The organism is Shewanella sp. LC6 (assembly GCF_006385735.2).
GTDB lineage: Bacteria > Pseudomonadota > Gammaproteobacteria > Enterobacterales > Shewanellaceae > Shewanella > Shewanella xiamenensis.
Genome location: NZ_CP043902.1, coordinates 1,425,202 through 1,440,441 on the forward strand (window position 1 = coordinate 1,425,202; position 15,240 = coordinate 1,440,441).

16 protein-coding genes and 4 tRNA genes are annotated in these 15,240 nt (G+C 45.1%); 9 read left to right on the forward strand and 11 right to left on the reverse strand.

Annotation, left to right across the window (positions count from 1 at the left end; all coding sequences use genetic code 11):
- The first annotated feature begins 9 nt into the window (after positions 1-9).
- Complete coding sequence (locus FJD32_RS06335; protein WP_181159889.1) at positions 10-222, forward strand: hypothetical protein; 213 nt, start codon at positions 10-12, stop codon at positions 220-222.
- A gap of 75 nt (positions 223-297) precedes the next feature.
- Here the strand turns inward: FJD32_RS06335 and FJD32_RS06340 are convergent, their stop codons facing one another.
- Complete coding sequence (locus FJD32_RS06340) at positions 298-642, reverse strand: DUF3634 family protein (RefSeq protein ID WP_037420843.1); 345 nt, start codon at positions 640-642, stop codon at positions 298-300.
- Between the two features lie 154 nt (positions 643-796).
- Between FJD32_RS06340 and FJD32_RS06345 the strand changes: the two genes are divergently transcribed.
- Positions 797-982: a hypothetical protein gene (locus FJD32_RS06345; RefSeq protein ID WP_037420841.1), complete on the forward strand. Its 186-nt coding sequence runs from the start codon at positions 797-799 to the stop codon at positions 980-982.
- 57 nt (positions 983-1,039) lie between these two features.
- On the opposite strand, the gene FJD32_RS06350 is transcribed toward FJD32_RS06345, so the two are convergent.
- From FJD32_RS06350 to FJD32_RS06370, 5 genes are all read right to left on the reverse strand, one after another.
- Positions 1,040-1,115 (reverse strand) — tRNA-Thr (locus FJD32_RS06350).
- A gap of 21 nt (positions 1,116-1,136) precedes the next feature.
- Positions 1,137-1,212, reverse strand: a tRNA-Phe gene (locus FJD32_RS06355).
- A gap of 441 nt (positions 1,213-1,653) precedes the next feature.
- Complete coding sequence (locus FJD32_RS06360) at positions 1,654-2,973, reverse strand: IS4 family transposase (protein WP_140907888.1); 1,320 nt, start codon at positions 2,971-2,973, stop codon at positions 1,654-1,656.
- A gap of 111 nt (positions 2,974-3,084) precedes the next feature.
- Positions 3,085-3,160 (reverse strand) — tRNA-Thr (locus tag FJD32_RS06365).
- A 21-nt stretch (positions 3,161-3,181) separates the two neighbouring features.
- A tRNA-Phe gene (locus FJD32_RS06370) sits at positions 3,182-3,257 on the reverse strand.
- Positions 3,258-3,644: 387 nt separating this feature from the next.
- Here FJD32_RS06370 and FJD32_RS06375 point away from each other — a divergent pair.
- Both FJD32_RS06375 and FJD32_RS06380 read left to right on the forward strand, forming a co-directional pair.
- Positions 3,645-4,196, forward strand: coding sequence for a cytochrome b (locus tag FJD32_RS06375; RefSeq protein ID WP_140907505.1), 552 nt, complete (start codon positions 3,645-3,647; stop codon positions 4,194-4,196).
- Between the two features lie 4 nt (positions 4,197-4,200).
- Positions 4,201-4,776, forward strand: a complete 576-nt coding sequence (locus FJD32_RS06380; RefSeq protein ID WP_047533770.1) for a YceI family protein — start codon at positions 4,201-4,203, stop codon at positions 4,774-4,776.
- 72 nt (positions 4,777-4,848) lie between these two features.
- On the opposite strand, the gene FJD32_RS06385 is transcribed toward FJD32_RS06380, so the two are convergent.
- A complete protein-coding gene (locus tag FJD32_RS06385) occupies positions 4,849-5,127 on the reverse strand; it encodes an oxidative damage protection protein (RefSeq protein ID WP_037420816.1) in 279 nt (92 codons plus the stop codon).
- A 9-nt stretch (positions 5,128-5,136) separates the two neighbouring features.
- Positions 5,137-6,249, reverse strand: coding sequence for an A/G-specific adenine glycosylase (gene mutY / locus FJD32_RS06390; RefSeq protein WP_140907506.1), 1,113 nt, complete (start codon positions 6,247-6,249; stop codon positions 5,137-5,139).
- Positions 6,250-6,428: 179 nt separating this feature from the next.
- On the opposite strand from mutY, the gene trmB reads away from it, so the two are divergent.
- The 5 genes from trmB to FJD32_RS06415 all read left to right on the forward strand — a co-directional run bounded on the left by trmB (position 6,429) and on the right by FJD32_RS06415 (position 10,780).
- Positions 6,429-7,145 (forward strand): tRNA (guanosine(46)-N7)-methyltransferase TrmB, encoded by a 717-nt coding sequence (gene trmB / locus FJD32_RS06395; protein WP_037420811.1) that lies wholly within the window; start codon positions 6,429-6,431, stop codon positions 7,143-7,145.
- 47 nt (positions 7,146-7,192) lie between these two features.
- A complete protein-coding gene (locus tag FJD32_RS06400) occupies positions 7,193-7,519 on the forward strand; it encodes a YggL family protein (RefSeq protein ID WP_140907507.1) in 327 nt (108 codons plus the stop codon).
- Complete coding sequence (gene glsB / locus FJD32_RS06405; RefSeq protein ID WP_011621971.1) at positions 7,519-8,433, forward strand: glutaminase B; 915 nt, start codon at positions 7,519-7,521, stop codon at positions 8,431-8,433. The genes FJD32_RS06400 and glsB overlap by 1 nt, the downstream gene beginning before the upstream one ends.
- A gap of 179 nt (positions 8,434-8,612) precedes the next feature.
- Positions 8,613-9,434, forward strand: a complete 822-nt coding sequence (locus tag FJD32_RS06410) for a YggN family protein (protein WP_069453288.1) — start codon at positions 8,613-8,615, stop codon at positions 9,432-9,434.
- Positions 9,435-9,838: 404 nt separating this feature from the next.
- The gene (locus FJD32_RS06415) at positions 9,839-10,780 is read left to right on the forward strand and encodes a LysR family transcriptional regulator (RefSeq protein ID WP_140907508.1); all 942 of its coding nucleotides are present in this window, start codon (positions 9,839-9,841) and stop codon (positions 10,778-10,780) included.
- Positions 10,781-11,405: 625 nt separating this feature from the next.
- Here the strand turns inward: FJD32_RS06415 and FJD32_RS06420 are convergent.
- The 3 genes from FJD32_RS06420 to rdgB all read right to left on the reverse strand — a co-directional run bounded on the left by FJD32_RS06420 (position 11,406) and on the right by rdgB (position 15,180).
- Entirely contained in the window at positions 11,406-13,253 is a 1,848-nt protein-coding gene (locus FJD32_RS06420) for a DUF885 domain-containing protein (RefSeq protein WP_140907509.1), read from the reverse strand.
- 152 nt (positions 13,254-13,405) lie between these two features.
- On the reverse strand, positions 13,406-14,563 hold the full coding sequence (gene hemW, locus FJD32_RS06425) for a radical SAM family heme chaperone HemW (protein WP_140907510.1): 1,158 nt from the start codon (positions 14,561-14,563) through the stop codon (positions 13,406-13,408).
- Positions 14,563-15,180 carry an RdgB/HAM1 family non-canonical purine NTP pyrophosphatase gene (gene rdgB, locus FJD32_RS06430; RefSeq protein WP_047533745.1) on the reverse strand — a complete coding sequence of 206 codons (618 nt, stop codon included), beginning with the start codon at positions 15,178-15,180 and terminating at the stop codon, positions 14,563-14,565. The genes hemW and rdgB overlap by 1 nt, the downstream gene beginning before the upstream one ends.
- Positions 15,181-15,240 lie beyond the last annotated feature (60 nt).

The window sequence follows — 15,240 nt, forward strand, 5'->3', positions numbered from 1 at the left end:
GTGAATCATATAATGAAAAAGTATTGGATGTTACTGGCTGTGTTAGCAAGTATTTCATTAACAGCTTGTTCTAACATTGATTTTCGTTTCGAAGACACTTCAGAGGAACAAGCAGATCCTCATCAATCGAGTAGCGATCCTATGGTGCAAGATAATGAGCGCCGTGTTCGTGATGCGCGGGAAGATGGAAAGCTAGAGCCAAAGGATCCGATTAAATTCTAAGATTGATCAATCTCAATAGAGTTTGAGTGGATTGTGCAGCCCTTACTTTGACATAAGGGCTGATGATTCGGAAAATTAACCCGCTTGACGACTATTATCCACTGTCTTCTTATCGTAATACTCAAAGGGAAATTGATTACGGATCCTTTGTTGTAGATTGTCATTTACATTGGCAGATATATGTAGTCGGACGTCGGTATTTTTCTCGGCTCTGATAGTACAAGTGAGTTTATCTGCTTTAGCAAGATGTCGACATTCCTTCTCGAAACGCTCGGGGATTTTGCCTTTGTGGTGAGTCATACGGCCGTCTTTAAAGTGCATTTCGAAAATAGTCGATCCCTTCTTACCACCAAATATCAGCTTATAAACCAGAAACAAACCAATTGCGATAAAAATAAGTTTAAAAATCGTAGCTGTCATGATGTCTCCTATCTTATGTTTATAGAATAAAGATACTCTGGAGTAGCAATGTTTAACAGTGCGCTAACACGCAATTTTAATTTGGCAACGTTAGGTTTATGACCTAGTGTTAATCAATTAAGGAAATATCATCCCCTTCGTTAAGGAAAACGCTATGTACCTATCAAATGCAGACCGTTGGTCGTTATTGTGTAAAATGCAAATTGAAGTGATCGACAAATTATCTTCGCACTTTCCTGAGCGAAAAGAGCCGCTAAGCGAGTTAACTCATGGTTGGCGACACTTGCAGCATCAAGTCCAAACGGGAGATAGGCCGATAGTGCATGAGCTGATAAAGTAAATTGCTAAAATCACAGATACAAAAAAGCCACTCAAAGAGTGGCTTTTTTGTTTTTTATGGTGCCGGCACCAAGAGTCGAACTCGGGACCTACTGATTACAAGTCAGTTGCTCTACCAACTGAGCTATGCCGGCTAAACTTTTACTGCTGAATAATGGTGCCCGAACCCGGAATCGAACCAGGGACACGAGGATTTTCAATCCTCTGCTCTACCGACTGAGCTATTCGGGCAACTAAACTAAGTGTTAGTTGTCTACTTCAAACCGTGAGCTTAACACCCCATTCGTTCGAAGTGCGCGTATCATATAGTGCACGCTTTCAGTGTGCAAGCCCTTTTAATTCGACTGACCAAGTATTAAACAAAATGCGCAATATTTATCGCTTTACTTGAATGTGAAAGGCTTACTTAGCCTAACTATCAATGGCTTAATACAATTAAATAGTGGGAGGCGCGAATAACACCTTAGTCTCTGCCTCCGAACTTTGAAAATTGGCAAAGTTTAAGTGTAAAGCCGTAAATCAATATTTGTTTGAATGGTGTCAGGAGCAAAAGTCGAGCTTGGAAACCGCTGCAATTATCGAGAGCAGGTTGGTTGTGACTTAGAGTGGAGTTATATGATTTGACTGAAATCCCAGATACAAAAAAGCCACTCATTGAGTAATGCCACTCGCTTAAGAGCGAGTGGCATTTTTACTTGGATATTTCACCGTTTTCTTTAGCACCACACGCGGGTAGCTGGGCCGCTTCCTCTTCGGGGGTAAAATCAACCGCTTGCCATTTTCCCTCAGTCGTTTTAAGTGCTGTGGGATCGCTCCAGGACTCCCTCTATCGCTCCAACCGAACTCATCCTGGATTAAAAACAGGGCATTAATGAAACTTATTCTCTGTGGCTCAACTTTATGCTGCACTGCCATGGCAGCCATCTCTAGCCGAACAATGTTGTAGGTCGTCAAGATCCCCCATAATTCTTGATACACCCCATCCTTCTTCTTACTGCGCAGGACCGGTTTATTTTCCAATTGATATTGCTTCAGCTCACCATAACCCCTCTCTACCTCCCATCGCTGCCAATACACCTTGAGCAAATCGTTCACTGGATAAGTGTCGGGACATAGGCAGGACGTGATAAACCCTTTGATATCACCTTTGGGTGATGGAATAAGGATAAGGCGGGCTTGCCAGCGCTCCCCCAGATAAGGCGCTTGTTGTTTAGCTTGGGGTGATACCGGCATCTCAACCAGATGGTCATACTCTGAGAATGACTCGATAATGCTATAGCGGGTCTTAGACTTTATCGGGGTTAACCAATGGGTGTTAGTCCCGCTTCCTTGCCAGCTGATGAGCAATTCGGCAGACATAAACCCACGGTCAAACAACGTGAGCGAATGCTCGGGAGCTGAGCCAACCAATTGCTGTGCGTAGTGAATTTCACTGTGGGTAACAGGCCCGAAAGCCGCATCAGAAAGTAAGTGGCTGCGAGTAGACATTAAAGTAACCGCCAGCACAGAGGGAAAAGAAGCCGTGCTTTGTGCAAAGCCAAAGTGATGGTTTTCTTCAGTGTTATGCGTCTTAAAATACGTCCCATCAACACTGAGCAATTTCAATCCCGCTATCTCATCAAATTCACACTGTGTTTCCCACTGTGCAGCGGTTGTTTTGAACAGATAACGCATGGGCTCTGAACCCAACTTTTCTTTGGCTTTGATGATGCTACTAGTCGCCAGTGGCGGGAGCTCTCCCTTGGCATCGGGAAAGGCCAGTGAGAGCGTATCACAGACTTGCTGAATCGAGCGGTTACGCATCAAACCAATGCCTAGAACCAACCAAACCGCTTGCTCTGCAGGGAAACGACGGGTTCGAAGTGATGCCCTGCCAGTTTGTTGCACAGCCTCAGCCACCCAATCCATGGGAACATGTTTGGCGAATACATCAATATCCTGCGATTGGCAAAATTCAGCAGTAACAAGTAGCTCTTTAGAAAATTCAGACATAAAAAAATCAGCCGCAACTTAGGTTGCGGCTGATTATGAAGCCCTTGAAAGATCGTTCAACTATTTAAAACGATCGGCATTAACTCATTGAGTGGCTTTTTTGTTTTTTTATGGTGCCGGCACCAAGAGTCGAACTCGGGACCTACTGATTACAAGTCAGTTGCTCTACCAACTGAGCTATGCCGGCTAAACTTTTACTGCTGAATAATGGTGCCCGAACCCGGAATCGAACCAGGGACACGAGGATTTTCAATCCTCTGCTCTACCGACTGAGCTATTCGGGCAACTAAACTAAGCGTTAGTTGACTACTTAAAACTGACAACTCAATGCTGTCTTGTTCGAAGTGCGGCTATATTAGCGAGGGTATTTAGCCGCTGCAAGTGCTTTTTCCTGATAAATGATGTGTTCGACTGTTTAATGTGCACTTTGGCTGTTTTTTATCTATAAACCTATCAAAATCGGTTCAGTTTAATATCACTAAGTTGTATTTCCACTCGAATATATTGCCTTTACTAACCTTGCTATCAGCTTCAAAACGTTAAAATGGCAAACATTCTAAATTTTAGAAAGATATGAGCTATTTTTACTGATTTTAGTTTTTAATTTTCGTTCTATGATAATGACTATTATTTAATTATGTGGCAGAAGTATAAAGGTTCGGAGTGGCAGTATGTTTAGAAATACTAAGTTAAGTTATGGACTTATTGCTATTGCAAGCCATTGGTTGAGCGCTGTAGCCGTGATTGGATTATTTGCCATGGGGGTTTGGATGGTTGAGTTGACCTACTACAGCCCATGGTACAAAACGGCGCCACATTGGCATAAAAGCGTCGGGATTTTGCTGCTGGCGGTAACGTTATTTCGTTTAGTTTGGCGTTTGATTAATCCAAAGCCTGCACCAGAGCAAAATCATCAGCCATGGGAAAAGGTTACTGCCCAGATTGCCCATGGCGCGATTTACTTCTTATTACTGCTGATTATGGCCGCTGGTATTTTGATTTCAACGGCAGAGGGGCGAGGAATTATGGTGTTTGATTGGTTTGAGTTACCTGGTCTGACGCCGCTGATTGAAAATCAGGCTGATATAGCGGGGGATATTCATCAATATGCCGCCTATAGCTTGATTGCTTTGGTTGTACTGCATGCCTTAGGTGCTCTAAAGCACCATTTTATCGATAAAGATTCAACATTACTCAAGATGATTAAATTTAACCGAGGATAATATAATGAAAAAACAACTATTAGCGGCTTTGATTGGCGGGTCTTTACTGGTTCCTATGGCTGCGTCTGCTGCCGATTATGTGATTGATCGTGAAGGTGCCCATGCCTCTATTACCTTTAAAGTGAGTCACTTAGGTTATAGCTATGTGGTTGGCCGTTTTAATGATTTCAGCGGTGATTTCAGCTACGATGCTAAAAATCCAGCTGCAGCCAAAGTGAATGTAAAAGTGAACACCTTAAGTGTGGATTCAAACCATGCTGAGCGTGATAAACACATCCGTAGCGCTGACTTTTTAAATGCCGCTAAATTTGCCGAAGCGACTTTCGTTTCGACTTCGGTTGAAGATAAAGGCAATGGCGATATGGTTATCAAGGGTAACTTCACGCTAAACGGTGTGACTAAACCACTTGCTATTCAAGCGCATGCTGTGGGTGAAGGTCAAGATCCTTGGGGCGGATATCGTGCCGGCTTTACCGGTACTACCACGTTTGCGATGAAAGATTATGGCATCAAGATGGACTTAGGTCCGGCATCTGCCAATGTTGAATTAGATTTAGTGGTAGAAGGTGTGCGTAAGTAAGCACGCCATTTCTCCTGTAACAAAAAAGCGCCCTTAGGCGCTTTTTTGCTATTTATGGATAGGCGCTTAGGCTTATTCTTGATCTTTTTCAGGCACAAAGCCTTCAATTTCAACGTCTTTACCTTCGAACAGGAAGGATGTCATTTGCTCTTCTAAAAACTTACGATCATCAACATTCATCATGTTGAGTTTCTTTTCGTTAATCAGCATGGTCTGTTTTTTCTGCCATAGGCCCCAAGCTTCTTTACTGATGTTATCAAAAATGCGTTTACCTAAATCACCTGGATACAGTTGAAAGTCTAGGCCGTCGGCTTCTTTATTTAAATATACGCAATTGACTGTACGCGCCATGATTATTCCTTACTGCTTACTGACTGTAGCTGTTATGAGTGACTCCAAATTGGCTAGCACACGCTCGGTTGCGGCGGCGAGCCCCACTTTGGAAGGTTGATTTATGTTATACCAGAGAGACTGATTTTGTTCCATGACTGCGCCCACGATCTGTTTACCCGCGGTTTGCTTGTCGTAGCCATTCGCGTGGCTATCTAAATTCAGTAGCATGGGCTGAATATCTAAATGAAAATGGCTAAAGGTATGTCTAAAACCAATTAATGGTTCGAGTTGAGCGGCTTTATAACCTTGGGCTTCAAGCTCTGCATTGAGTGCGGCTTGAGTATTAAACTCGGGGAAGCACCAGAGTCCGCCCCAAATGCCTGCAGGAGGGCGCTTAGCCAAGAAGACTTGATTATCTTTGAGCAAAACCAACATCCAAGCAGATTTCTCTGGGATAGTTTTCTTCGGTTTTTTACCCGGGAAATCGGTTTGCCTACCCATAAGTTGGGCCTTGCAATCGATAGCCACAGGGCAAGCGGCGCAATTGGGTTTGCTGCGAGTACAAATACTGGCACCAATATCCATCATGGCTTGGTTATATTTTTGAATATCCTGCTCTGGCGTTAACTGTTCAGTTAATTGCCAGAGTTGCTCCTCCACTGGTTTTTGTCCAGGCCAGCCCGCAATCGCGCCATGTCTTGCTAGGACGCGCTTAACATTGCCATCGAGGATCGGATGCTGCTGCCCAAGTGATAGGGATAGCACAGCACCTGCTGTCGAGCGGCCAATACCTGGCAGTGCTAGCACTTTCTCAAAATCCGTCGGGAATTGTCCTTGATATTCATCGCGGATCATCTTAGCGGCTTTATGCAGATTGCGAGCCCTAGCGTAATAACCAAGGCCAGTCCAATGGTGCAATACTTCATCATCCGGCGCGTTAGCGAGGGCTAATACATCGGGGAAACGCGTCATAAAACGCTGGTAATAGGGAATAACAGTCGCCACCTGAGTTTGTTGCAGCATAATCTCTGAAACCCATACACTATATGGGGTTTTATCTTGCTGCCAAGGGAGGGTTTTACGACCGTGGGTGTCGTACCAATTAACGATACGTGTTGCAAAGGAGGCTGTAGATTTCATCGGCGCAGTGTAGCGGGAGATAGGGCGGCAAACAAGTCACTCTCACAGGAAAAACAGTGCTAGATTCGCTCCGGCGAAGAATCTTGTTATACTTCGCCTCCATTAGTGCTTGCACTGTAAGTTGAACTTTGGATAATGCCCTTCTTTTTAGAGGGTGTTGTCCACGAGACGAGGCAAAAATGAGCGAAGTCACTACCGCTGAATTTAATGAAGAAGGCAAGTATCTGCGTAAGATCAGAAGCTTTGTCCTAAGAGAAGGGCGTTTGACTAAAGGTCAAGCGCAAGCCATTGAGACTCAGTGGCCAACAATGGGCTTAGATTACAGCCCAACACCATTGGATTTAGCCGAAGTTTTTGGCCGCGAAGCTGACACTGTACTGGAGATTGGTTTCGGTATGGGCGCTTCTTTAGTGCAAATGGCGCAAGAAGCACCAGAGCTGAACTTTATCGGTATTGAAGTCCATAAGCCTGGTGTTGGCTCATGCTTAAGTGATGCCGCTGCTGCGGGCGTGACCAATCTTCGTGTATATCACCATGATGCGATGGAAGTATTAGAACATGCGATTGCCGATGGCAGCCTGACGCGTGTGCAGTTGTTCTTCCCCGATCCTTGGCATAAAAAGCGCCACCACAAACGCCGTATCGTACAAGCTGAATTTGCCGAATTGATCCGCCGTAAGCTGAAGATCGGCGGTGTATTCCACATGGCAACCGACTGGGAAAACTACAGCGAACATATGCTGGAAGTGATGAATGTGGCGAGCGGTTACAAGAATCAATCTGCTGATGGTACTGTTGTACCGCGTCCGGATCATCGTCCACTCACGAAATTTGAAGCCCGCGGTCATCGCCTTGGCCATGGCGTATGGGATCTGATGTTTGAGCGTATCGCTTAATATCGTTATCTTTTTATTGGTTTTTTAACACAACGGGGAAAATCACTATGGCAACGAATCGTAGCCGTCGTTTACGTAAGAAAATGCGCGTCGATGAATTCCAAGAGTTAGGTTTTGACATCACTTGGACGTTCGATGCATCTGTCTCTGAAGCTGAAATTGATGCAACTGTCGATAAGTTTATTGATGAGGTGATTGAAGCCCGTAAGCTAGGCTTCCATGGCGGTGGTCATATCGAATGGGAAGGTATTATTGCGACCCAAACTATCGGTAAGTGCACCGAGGAAGATATCGCTGCTGTTAAGGCATTCTGGGCGGGTCAAAAAGTGACTCAACTCGAAGTTAGCCAACTGTACGATATCTGGTGGAGTTAATGCCAGAACAGGCGTTATTAGAGGAAGTGGTCGACAAAGTTCGACCCTTGCTCGGCCAAGGAAAGGTTGCTAATTATATCCCTGCGCTCGCCAATGTTGATGCTGGCAAATTGGGCATAGCCGTGACCACTATTGACGGTGAAACCATAGGCGCAGGCGATTACCTTGAGCCATTTTCAATTCAAAGTATTTCTAAAGTTTTCAGCTTAACCTTAGCGCTAACTTTATATGAAGAAACCGAAATTTGGAGCCGCGTCGGCAAAGAACCCTCGGGACACTCCTTCAATTCATTAGTCCAAGTCGAACTCGAGCGGGGTAAACCTCGCAATCCCTTTATTAATGCTGGCGCATTAGTCATCGCTGACTTATTACAGAGCCGTTTAGGGGCACCTAAGCATCGGATGTTGGAATTGGTCAGGGCGCTGAGTCAAAACGATAAAGTTTGTTTCGATAAGCAAGTGGCGGATTCTGAATATCAGCACAGTGCTCGCAATGCGGCCATCGCCTATCTGATGAAATCCTTCGGCAATTTTCAAGGTGATGTCGATACAGTGCTGCGCACTTATTTTCATTACTGCGCCTTAAAAATGAACTGCGCCGATCTATCGCGGGCGATGCTGTATTTAGCTAATCGCGGTAAAACTTTAGACGGTACCGAGCTTATTTCGCAAGTGCAGACTCGGCAGTTAAATGCCCTGTTAGCAACCTCTGGCTTGTACGATGGCGCTGGTGAGTTTGCCTATCGTGTCGGAATGCCTGGCAAAAGTGGTGTCGGTGGCGGCATTATTGCGGTGATCCCTGGGGAGCTCTCGGTCTGCGTTTGGTCACCCGAATTAGATAACCAAGGTAACTCCCTCGCGGGGACGGCGATGCTTGAGCATCTCAGCCAGCGTCTCGGACGTTCAATCTTCTGATTTACCTCTTTTATTAGCCCCCTTAGGCTAAATATTGGTGAAAATCACTAATCATCTATCGGTGCTAATTTTTATAACTCCATACTAATCATATTGTTACAAAGTTGGCACATCTTCTGCTTTTTTGTCTTTTAGCATGTTAGCTTAGTCGAATTACTCAGATTAAAGGATGAACCACAATGAAAATAAATACGCTATTAACTGGAGTGGCATTATCGGGCGTTATTTTAGGTGCTTCTGGCTTGCAATCAGCACAAGCGAAAACCGAGCCGCAAATTGATGAGCGCTGTGAGGTTTCCCTTAATTATGATGTGAAAGTCGAACCTAAAAAATTAGTGATGAGCGAGAAGGGCGCCGAGAAGTATCGTATCGAGGTTGACAAGTTATACGTTGAAGGCAAGCAGGTAACCTTAACTGATAAGCAGAAGAAGCTAGTTAGCCAATATGCCGATGAGGTGTCAACTCAGGTACCTGAGGTGATTGAATTAGTCAATGAAGCGGTTGCACTGGCCTCTCAAGCTGTGAGTATGGCGTTAACGCCATTGATGGGCGATGCCGCTGGCGCTAAGTTTGATGAAATGATGGCAGGTGTGCAGAAGCGTGTCGATGCCGTAGCCTACAACCAGGGCGATAGTTTTTACCTTGGTGCGACCGAAGAGTCGATGCAAAACACTTTTAACGATGAGTTTGAACAGGAAATGGAGCAAATCGTGCAAAACTCCATTGGCACCCTGATGATGAATATCGGTGGCCAAATTCTTGCCGGCGATGGTGAGTCCTTCGATGCTAAGATGGAGGCATTTTCACAAAAAATGGATAGATTAGGCGATGATATTGAGCAGCAAATTGAATCCCAATCCAAGGGGATTGAAGCGAAAGCCGACCGTTTATGTGACCGTTTTGAAAACCTGCTAGTGCTTGAAAATCAACTGCGTAAAGAAGTGCCTGAGTTAGCACCTTACGTGTTGACGCAAAACACTCACCACGAATTGCGTGAGTAGATATCGCAGAAGATATCTAAGGGAATAAACAGGTTTTTACGCTAGAACGTTTGCCTAGCTGACAAAATGAATAAAGCAGTATAAATGATCAATGCCTCAGCACCTTTGTGTTTGGGGCTTTTTATTGGGGAATTGTTACCAAGCACCTTGATATTAATCCCAATGCTTGCGGCTATTTAGTGTGGAATGTTACATTCTTCAGACTAATGTTTGGTATACTCTTAAAATATAATGAAAAGCTGGCAACTCAGTCAGATAAAACACTCTACTTTAGCTGACTTTTTCGGTTTAAATCTCTACAACGAACCCATTTGCTGTGAGATATTAAGGCGTTATGGAATGCTGCATTCCTGCGTTATTCCGAAAGTTTAAATCACTGTCGAAACTGCTTAAGGCGACTTTCCATGTTAGAACTGTTAGAACCTATTGCGATTTTTACTCATGTGGCCAGAGCCGGAAGTTTCAGTGCGGCCGCAAGAAGGCTTGGGATCTCTAAATCTAAGGTTAGTACGCAGGTAGCCGATCTCGAGCATAGACTCGGTGTTCAACTGATCCAGCGTACTACTCGCAGCTTAAGTTTGACTGAAGCTGGGCATTTGTTATATCTGCAAGGTGAAGAGTTACTCCGCGATGCTGAGCAGGCCATTGCTAGCGTGCATAATTTAAACGATGCGACCCGCGGCGTGTTAAAGGTGGGTATTTCTCAGTCCTTTGGCGCTATGCATATCATTCCCGCACTGCCATCCTTTATGGCAAAACACCCTGAGCTCGAACTGCAAGTCAGTTTGCTTGATCATAAGGTGGATGTGGTCAGTGAAGGTTTAGACTTACTGTTAACTATGTATGAGCAGCTTCCCCTTGGTATGGTGGCGCGACCTTTGATGAAGTGTCAGTTCCTACTCGTTGCCTCACCCGATTATATTGCTAAGCATGGCGAACCTTCGCGTCCAGAGCAATTAGTCGACCATAACTGTTTGGTGTATCAAGGTGAGTGGCATGAGCACAGCATGTGGCAGTTTAAAAAGGGCGATGATTACTGTGAGATAGGTGTCTCTGGTAACTTTAGGGTAGATAACGCTCCTGCTTTAAAATCAGCTGCGATCAGTGGCTTAGGGGTTGTATATCTTGCTAGTTACTTGATGGAAGATGAGATCGCTAAAGGTACCTTGGTGCCACTATTGAGAGATTGGCAATTGACTCATCATTTACCGCTACAGGCGGTCTACCCACGTCGTAAGCATTTAGCGCCTAAGGTGAGTGCCTTTATTGAGTTTATTAAAGACCATATTGGTAATCCGCCTTATTGGGATATCCCTTATGCTGAACTTTTCAGTGAGCGTCAGTAATTTTGGAAACATTGTTCTTAAAATGCGTTTAATGCGTTTTGGAAACGTTTGATGATATTTTAAGTTAAGTAAAATCAGTCGTTTATATGTTTTTGGTCTTGCATTTTAGTTTGGTTTTTTAGCATTATCTAAAACAAGTTTTTGAAGCTTGTATTGAAGTCTGTTCTTAAATGAATACAATGATTGCCAGATGATTCGGAATGACCTGAGTCCTATGCTTTTATTGGAAATGACCCCTTTCGATATGAGTGTACAGGTCTGCAATATTGCGGTTTCGAATCACCGCCAACAGAAGTTTGCGAACTAAAACAATGTTGGCTTTTAAACCATCATCCTAGTTTTTGGTTTACCTCAGCTTATTAGGCTGAGGTAATTTTTTTCTGATGGTTTAATCGTGGGAAATGAGTTTTGTCTCTCTGTACCCTAAAGTCACACCGAGTGTTAAGTATTGAGCTTAATTCATCAAATATAGTGATCCACAGTGAGATAGGGTTTTATGACCAAGCCGGTGATAAATCCAATAAAAAAGCCACTTGATAGTGGCTTTTTTATTGGCTGCGATTTAATCACTTCATTCGCAACGGTGTTCAAGGGAGGCTAGCGTTAGCCTCCCAAGGTTTCACGCTTAGGCTTTGTTAACGCTGGCAATCCATTGATCGACTTGCTCTTCCAGCACATCCAAAGGCAGCGCGCCATTTGCCAAGACTAAAGTATGGAAATCCCGGATATCAAACTTATCACCCAGTTGTTTTTCCGCCTTGTGTCTCAGTTCGAGTAACTTAATCATCCCAACTTTATAGGCTGTGGCTTGCGATGGCATAACGATATGACGCTCCACCATTTTCTTCGCATCGGATTTTGCGTTAGGGGTATTATCGACGTAATAAGCAATCCCTTGTTCGCGGGTCCATTGCTTGGCGTGGATCCCTGTATCGACGACTAAACGGCAAGCTCGCCATAACTCCATCGCCAGTCGACCAAAATCGGAGTATGGATCGGCATATAAGCCCATTTCTTTCGGGAAAGACTCACTGTAGAGCCCCCAACCTTCGATATAGGCGGTATAGCCACCGAACTTACGGAACTTAGGAATATCCTTCAGCTCCTGCGAAATGGCGATTTGCATATGGTGCCCAGGGATCCCTTCGTGGTAAGCCAGTGCTTCCATTTGGTATTTGGGCATGGCCTTCATATCGTAGAGATTAGCGTAGTAGCTGCCAGGGCGAGAGCCATCGGGCGCCGGTTGTTCATAAAAGGCTTTACCCGCAGATTTCTCCCTAAAGGCTTCAACCTGTTTGACTATCATGGCAGCCTTTGGCTTGACCTTAAAGACTTCATCCAAGCGTGAGCGCATATTATCGATAAGCTTGGTAGCATCGGCTAAATATGCCGCCTTGCCTTCGGCGGTATTTGGATAATAGAACTGTGGATCATCGCGCATAAAGGTGAAGAATTCTTGCAAGGTGCCGTTAAAATTCACCTTTTTCATAATGGCGCGCATTTCATTATGGATGCGTTCCACTTCGGCAAGACCGAGCTGATGGATTTCATCCGCCGTCATGTGGGTAGTCGTCGTGCGTGCAAGGGCATTGTTATAAAACGCCTCGCCGTCTGGGAGTTTCCAAACCCCATCGCGGGTATCGGCCTTGGCTTCTAAGGTTTTGATATAGGCGATAAGCGTCTTGTATGCAGGCTCAACTTGCGAGACTAGTGCTTTTTCAGCATCGGCAATCAGTTGGGCTTTTTCTGCTTCGGAGATGCTGAGTGCATTCACTTTTTTGCGAAAATCCGCCAACAGTGCACTGTCTTCGCCTTTATCGAAGGGGGCGCCTTTAATGATGTTTTGGCTGTCAGATATCACGTAACCGAACACAAATTTAGGCGCAATAATGCCTTTATCAGCGCGCACTTCTAGCGCCTGTTGCAGTTGGCTTAGGCGTTTGGGCACGCCATTTAAGCGGCTGATATAGGCCTTAGCATCGCTGACATCACTGATCTGGTGTTGATTAATTAGGAAGGAGGCGATCATCGAGTGGCCACCATGCATCTGATTTACTGGGTAGTTATGGTAACGCCACTGATAGTCTTTGATATCGTTATTCAGGTTTTGGGTGAGTAACGTCAGGCTTAGGCGAGTTTGGGGGTCAAGCTTACTCGTATCTAGTTGATTCACTTCGGCTAGCTGTTTCTTGGTTCGCGCCAACTCACGGGCATCCGCCTCGTCGCCAATGTCATCCCACTTATCATAATCCTGCTTAATGCCCATATAGGTTTGCGCAATTGGGCTTGCCATGATGTTTTCCATGAAGATGGCTTCAAACAAGGCATTGGCTTTTTCTGACTCGCTTAGGGCTGCAACACTTGTACTGGTCACATTATGTGAGTCATTTAAGCTGGGCACTGCATAGGAGGGCTGTGCAAGCAGGGCGGAGAGGGTAAATGCGACTAAGCTGATGTTCGTTTTTATTGGCATGATCAGGCTTCCTTAACAATGTTCAGGCAATTCTAAAGAAGCAGGGGAAAAATGTATGAATATAAATGTTAGAAAATGTGTTAGCCATAAAAGATGCTTCATCGAGAAACCTAGGCTAACACATTATTTATACGGGGAATTTAATCAGTGAATTAACAAAATTGCGTTAGTAAATCGTTCACAAACATGTGACCTTTACTGGTTAATTGCCAATGTTCAGCTGATTCGGTGAGTAAACCCCGTTGTTTGGCCTTTTCCATCCCATCCTTTAAGGTGTCTCGGTGTAAACCGGTTCTGTCTTCAAACTCTTGTTTAGGGATTGGCGTCATTAGGCGCAGACGATTCATCAAGTATTCGAGGGCGCGATCTTCTTGAGCGACTTCAGTTTGTTCGAAGGTATAGTTGCTGGCCACTAAATAACCTTTAGGGTGTTTGATTTTGACCGTGCGAATGATGCGATTTTCTTCAGGTAAGGTCACTTTGCCATGGGCACCGCATCCTATGCCTAAATAATCGCCAAACTGCCAATAGTTAAGGTTATGCCTGCATTGATAACCGGGTTTGGCATAGGCCGAGATTTCATACTGCTCATAACCTAGTGCCGCTAACTTTTGTTGCCCTTGTTCGTAGATCTGCCAGAGATCTTCATCGTCGGGCAGCTGCGGCGGTTTTGAATGGAACAGGGTGTTAGGCTCAATCGTCAGTTGATACCAAGACAAATGTGGCGGATTGAGCGCCGCAGCGGTATCGATATCCGCCATGGCCTCAGCAAAACTTTGATTCGGAAGTCCGTGCATCAAATCCAAGTTAAAACTTAAATAACCCGCTTGGCTGGCTTTTTGGGCGGCGGTTTGGGCTTCGTTTTGATCGTGAATTCGCCCCAGCAGATTAAGCTTATCCTTAGAAAAGCTTTGTACCCCAATCGATAACCGAGTGACCCCGGCGGCGCGGTAGGCACTAAAGTCATCGTGCTCTAGGGTACCGGGGTTGGCCTCCATGGTGATTTCAATATCGTCACTAAAGGGAATTAGCGCGTTGGCGCCATCCAATATCCGTTTGATTTGATTGGCATCAAATAGAGACGGTGTTCCACCACCAATAAAAATGGTGTGCAGCTTACGGCCCTGTACTAAGTGCAAGTCTTGGTGTAAGTCCGCTAGCAGCGCATCCACATAGGCCTGCTGGGGTAATTCACCATTTTGCCCATGGGAGTTAAAGTCGCAGTAAGGGCATTTTTGTACACACCAAGGGATATGGATGTACAAGCTCAATGGCGGCAGGGTTAACTGAGATGACACATTAACTGACATTATTGGGCGTTCCCGTCGGTAAATACGCCTTTTTCCTGCATGGCAGCAATCAGTTGTACTAACGCTTTACCACGGTGACTCAAGGCATTTTTCTCGTCACTGCTCATTTGGGCGGCGCTGCAATCATGGTGTTCTGGAATAAAAATCGGATCGTAACCATGGCCGTTGTCACCCCGTTGCACGAAATCGATTTGGCCTTCCCACGCGGCTTGGCAAATGATTGGCGTTGGGTCTTTCGCATGGCGCATATAGACTAAAACGCATTGGAATCTTGCCGTACGCGGCGCAGGATTATCCTTTAATGTGTCTAAGAGTTTTAACACATTTTCTTGATCCTTGGCATTCTCCCCCGCATAGCGCGCAGAGTAGATGCCCGGTGCACCTTGGAGTAAATCGACTTCTAATCCCGAGTCATCGGCAATGGCGGCAAGTCCAGTAATTTGTGCCGCATGTCTGGCTTTGATAATGGCGTTTTCGACAAAGGTGGTGCCCGTTTCGGCCACTTCGCTAACGTTAAATTGGCTTTGTGGCAGTACTTTTACGCCGTAGGCGGCGAGCATTTGATCGAATTCGGCAAGTTTACCTTTATTGCCACTGGCGAGGACGATTTGTTGCATGGGATACCTATTTCATTGAGCGATGTTTACGGCGGCAATGATACCCAAGCTTGGCGGTAA

What these genes read in the sequence shown, in the direction of transcription:
- FJD32_RS06340 (WP_037420843.1), bottom strand. Translation starts at nt 642, where the DNA reads ATGACAGCTACGATTTTTAAACTTATTTTTATCGCAATTGGTTTGTTT.
- FJD32_RS06345 (WP_037420841.1), top strand. Translation starts at nt 797, where the DNA reads ATGTACCTATCAAATGCAGACCGTTGGTCGTTATTGTGTAAAATGCAA.
- FJD32_RS06360 (WP_140907888.1), bottom strand. Translation starts at nt 2,973, where the DNA reads ATGTCTGAATTTTCTAAAGAGCTACTTGTTACTGCTGAATTTTGCCAA.
- FJD32_RS06375 (WP_140907505.1), top strand. Translation starts at nt 3,645, where the DNA reads ATGTTTAGAAATACTAAGTTAAGTTATGGACTTATTGCTATTGCAAGC.
- FJD32_RS06380 (WP_047533770.1), top strand. Translation starts at nt 4,201, where the DNA reads ATGAAAAAACAACTATTAGCGGCTTTGATTGGCGGGTCTTTACTGGTT.
- FJD32_RS06385 (WP_037420816.1), bottom strand. Translation starts at nt 5,127, where the DNA reads ATGGCGCGTACAGTCAATTGCGTATATTTAAATAAAGAAGCCGACGGC.
- mutY (WP_140907506.1), bottom strand. Translation starts at nt 6,249, where the DNA reads ATGAAATCTACAGCCTCCTTTGCAACACGTATCGTTAATTGGTACGAC.
- trmB (WP_037420811.1), top strand. Translation starts at nt 6,429, where the DNA reads ATGAGCGAAGTCACTACCGCTGAATTTAATGAAGAAGGCAAGTATCTG.
- FJD32_RS06400 (WP_140907507.1), top strand. Translation starts at nt 7,193, where the DNA reads ATGGCAACGAATCGTAGCCGTCGTTTACGTAAGAAAATGCGCGTCGAT.
- glsB (WP_011621971.1), top strand. Translation starts at nt 7,519, where the DNA reads ATGCCAGAACAGGCGTTATTAGAGGAAGTGGTCGACAAAGTTCGACCC.
- FJD32_RS06410 (WP_069453288.1), top strand. Translation starts at nt 8,613, where the DNA reads ATGAAAATAAATACGCTATTAACTGGAGTGGCATTATCGGGCGTTATT.
- FJD32_RS06415 (WP_140907508.1), top strand. Translation starts at nt 9,839, where the DNA reads ATGTTAGAACTGTTAGAACCTATTGCGATTTTTACTCATGTGGCCAGA.
- FJD32_RS06420 (WP_140907509.1), bottom strand. Translation starts at nt 13,253, where the DNA reads ATGCCAATAAAAACGAACATCAGCTTAGTCGCATTTACCCTCTCCGCC.
- hemW (WP_140907510.1), bottom strand. Translation starts at nt 14,563, where the DNA reads ATGTCAGTTAATGTGTCATCTCAGTTAACCCTGCCGCCATTGAGCTTG.
- rdgB (WP_047533745.1), bottom strand. Translation starts at nt 15,180, where the DNA reads ATGCAACAAATCGTCCTCGCCAGTGGCAATAAAGGTAAACTTGCCGAA.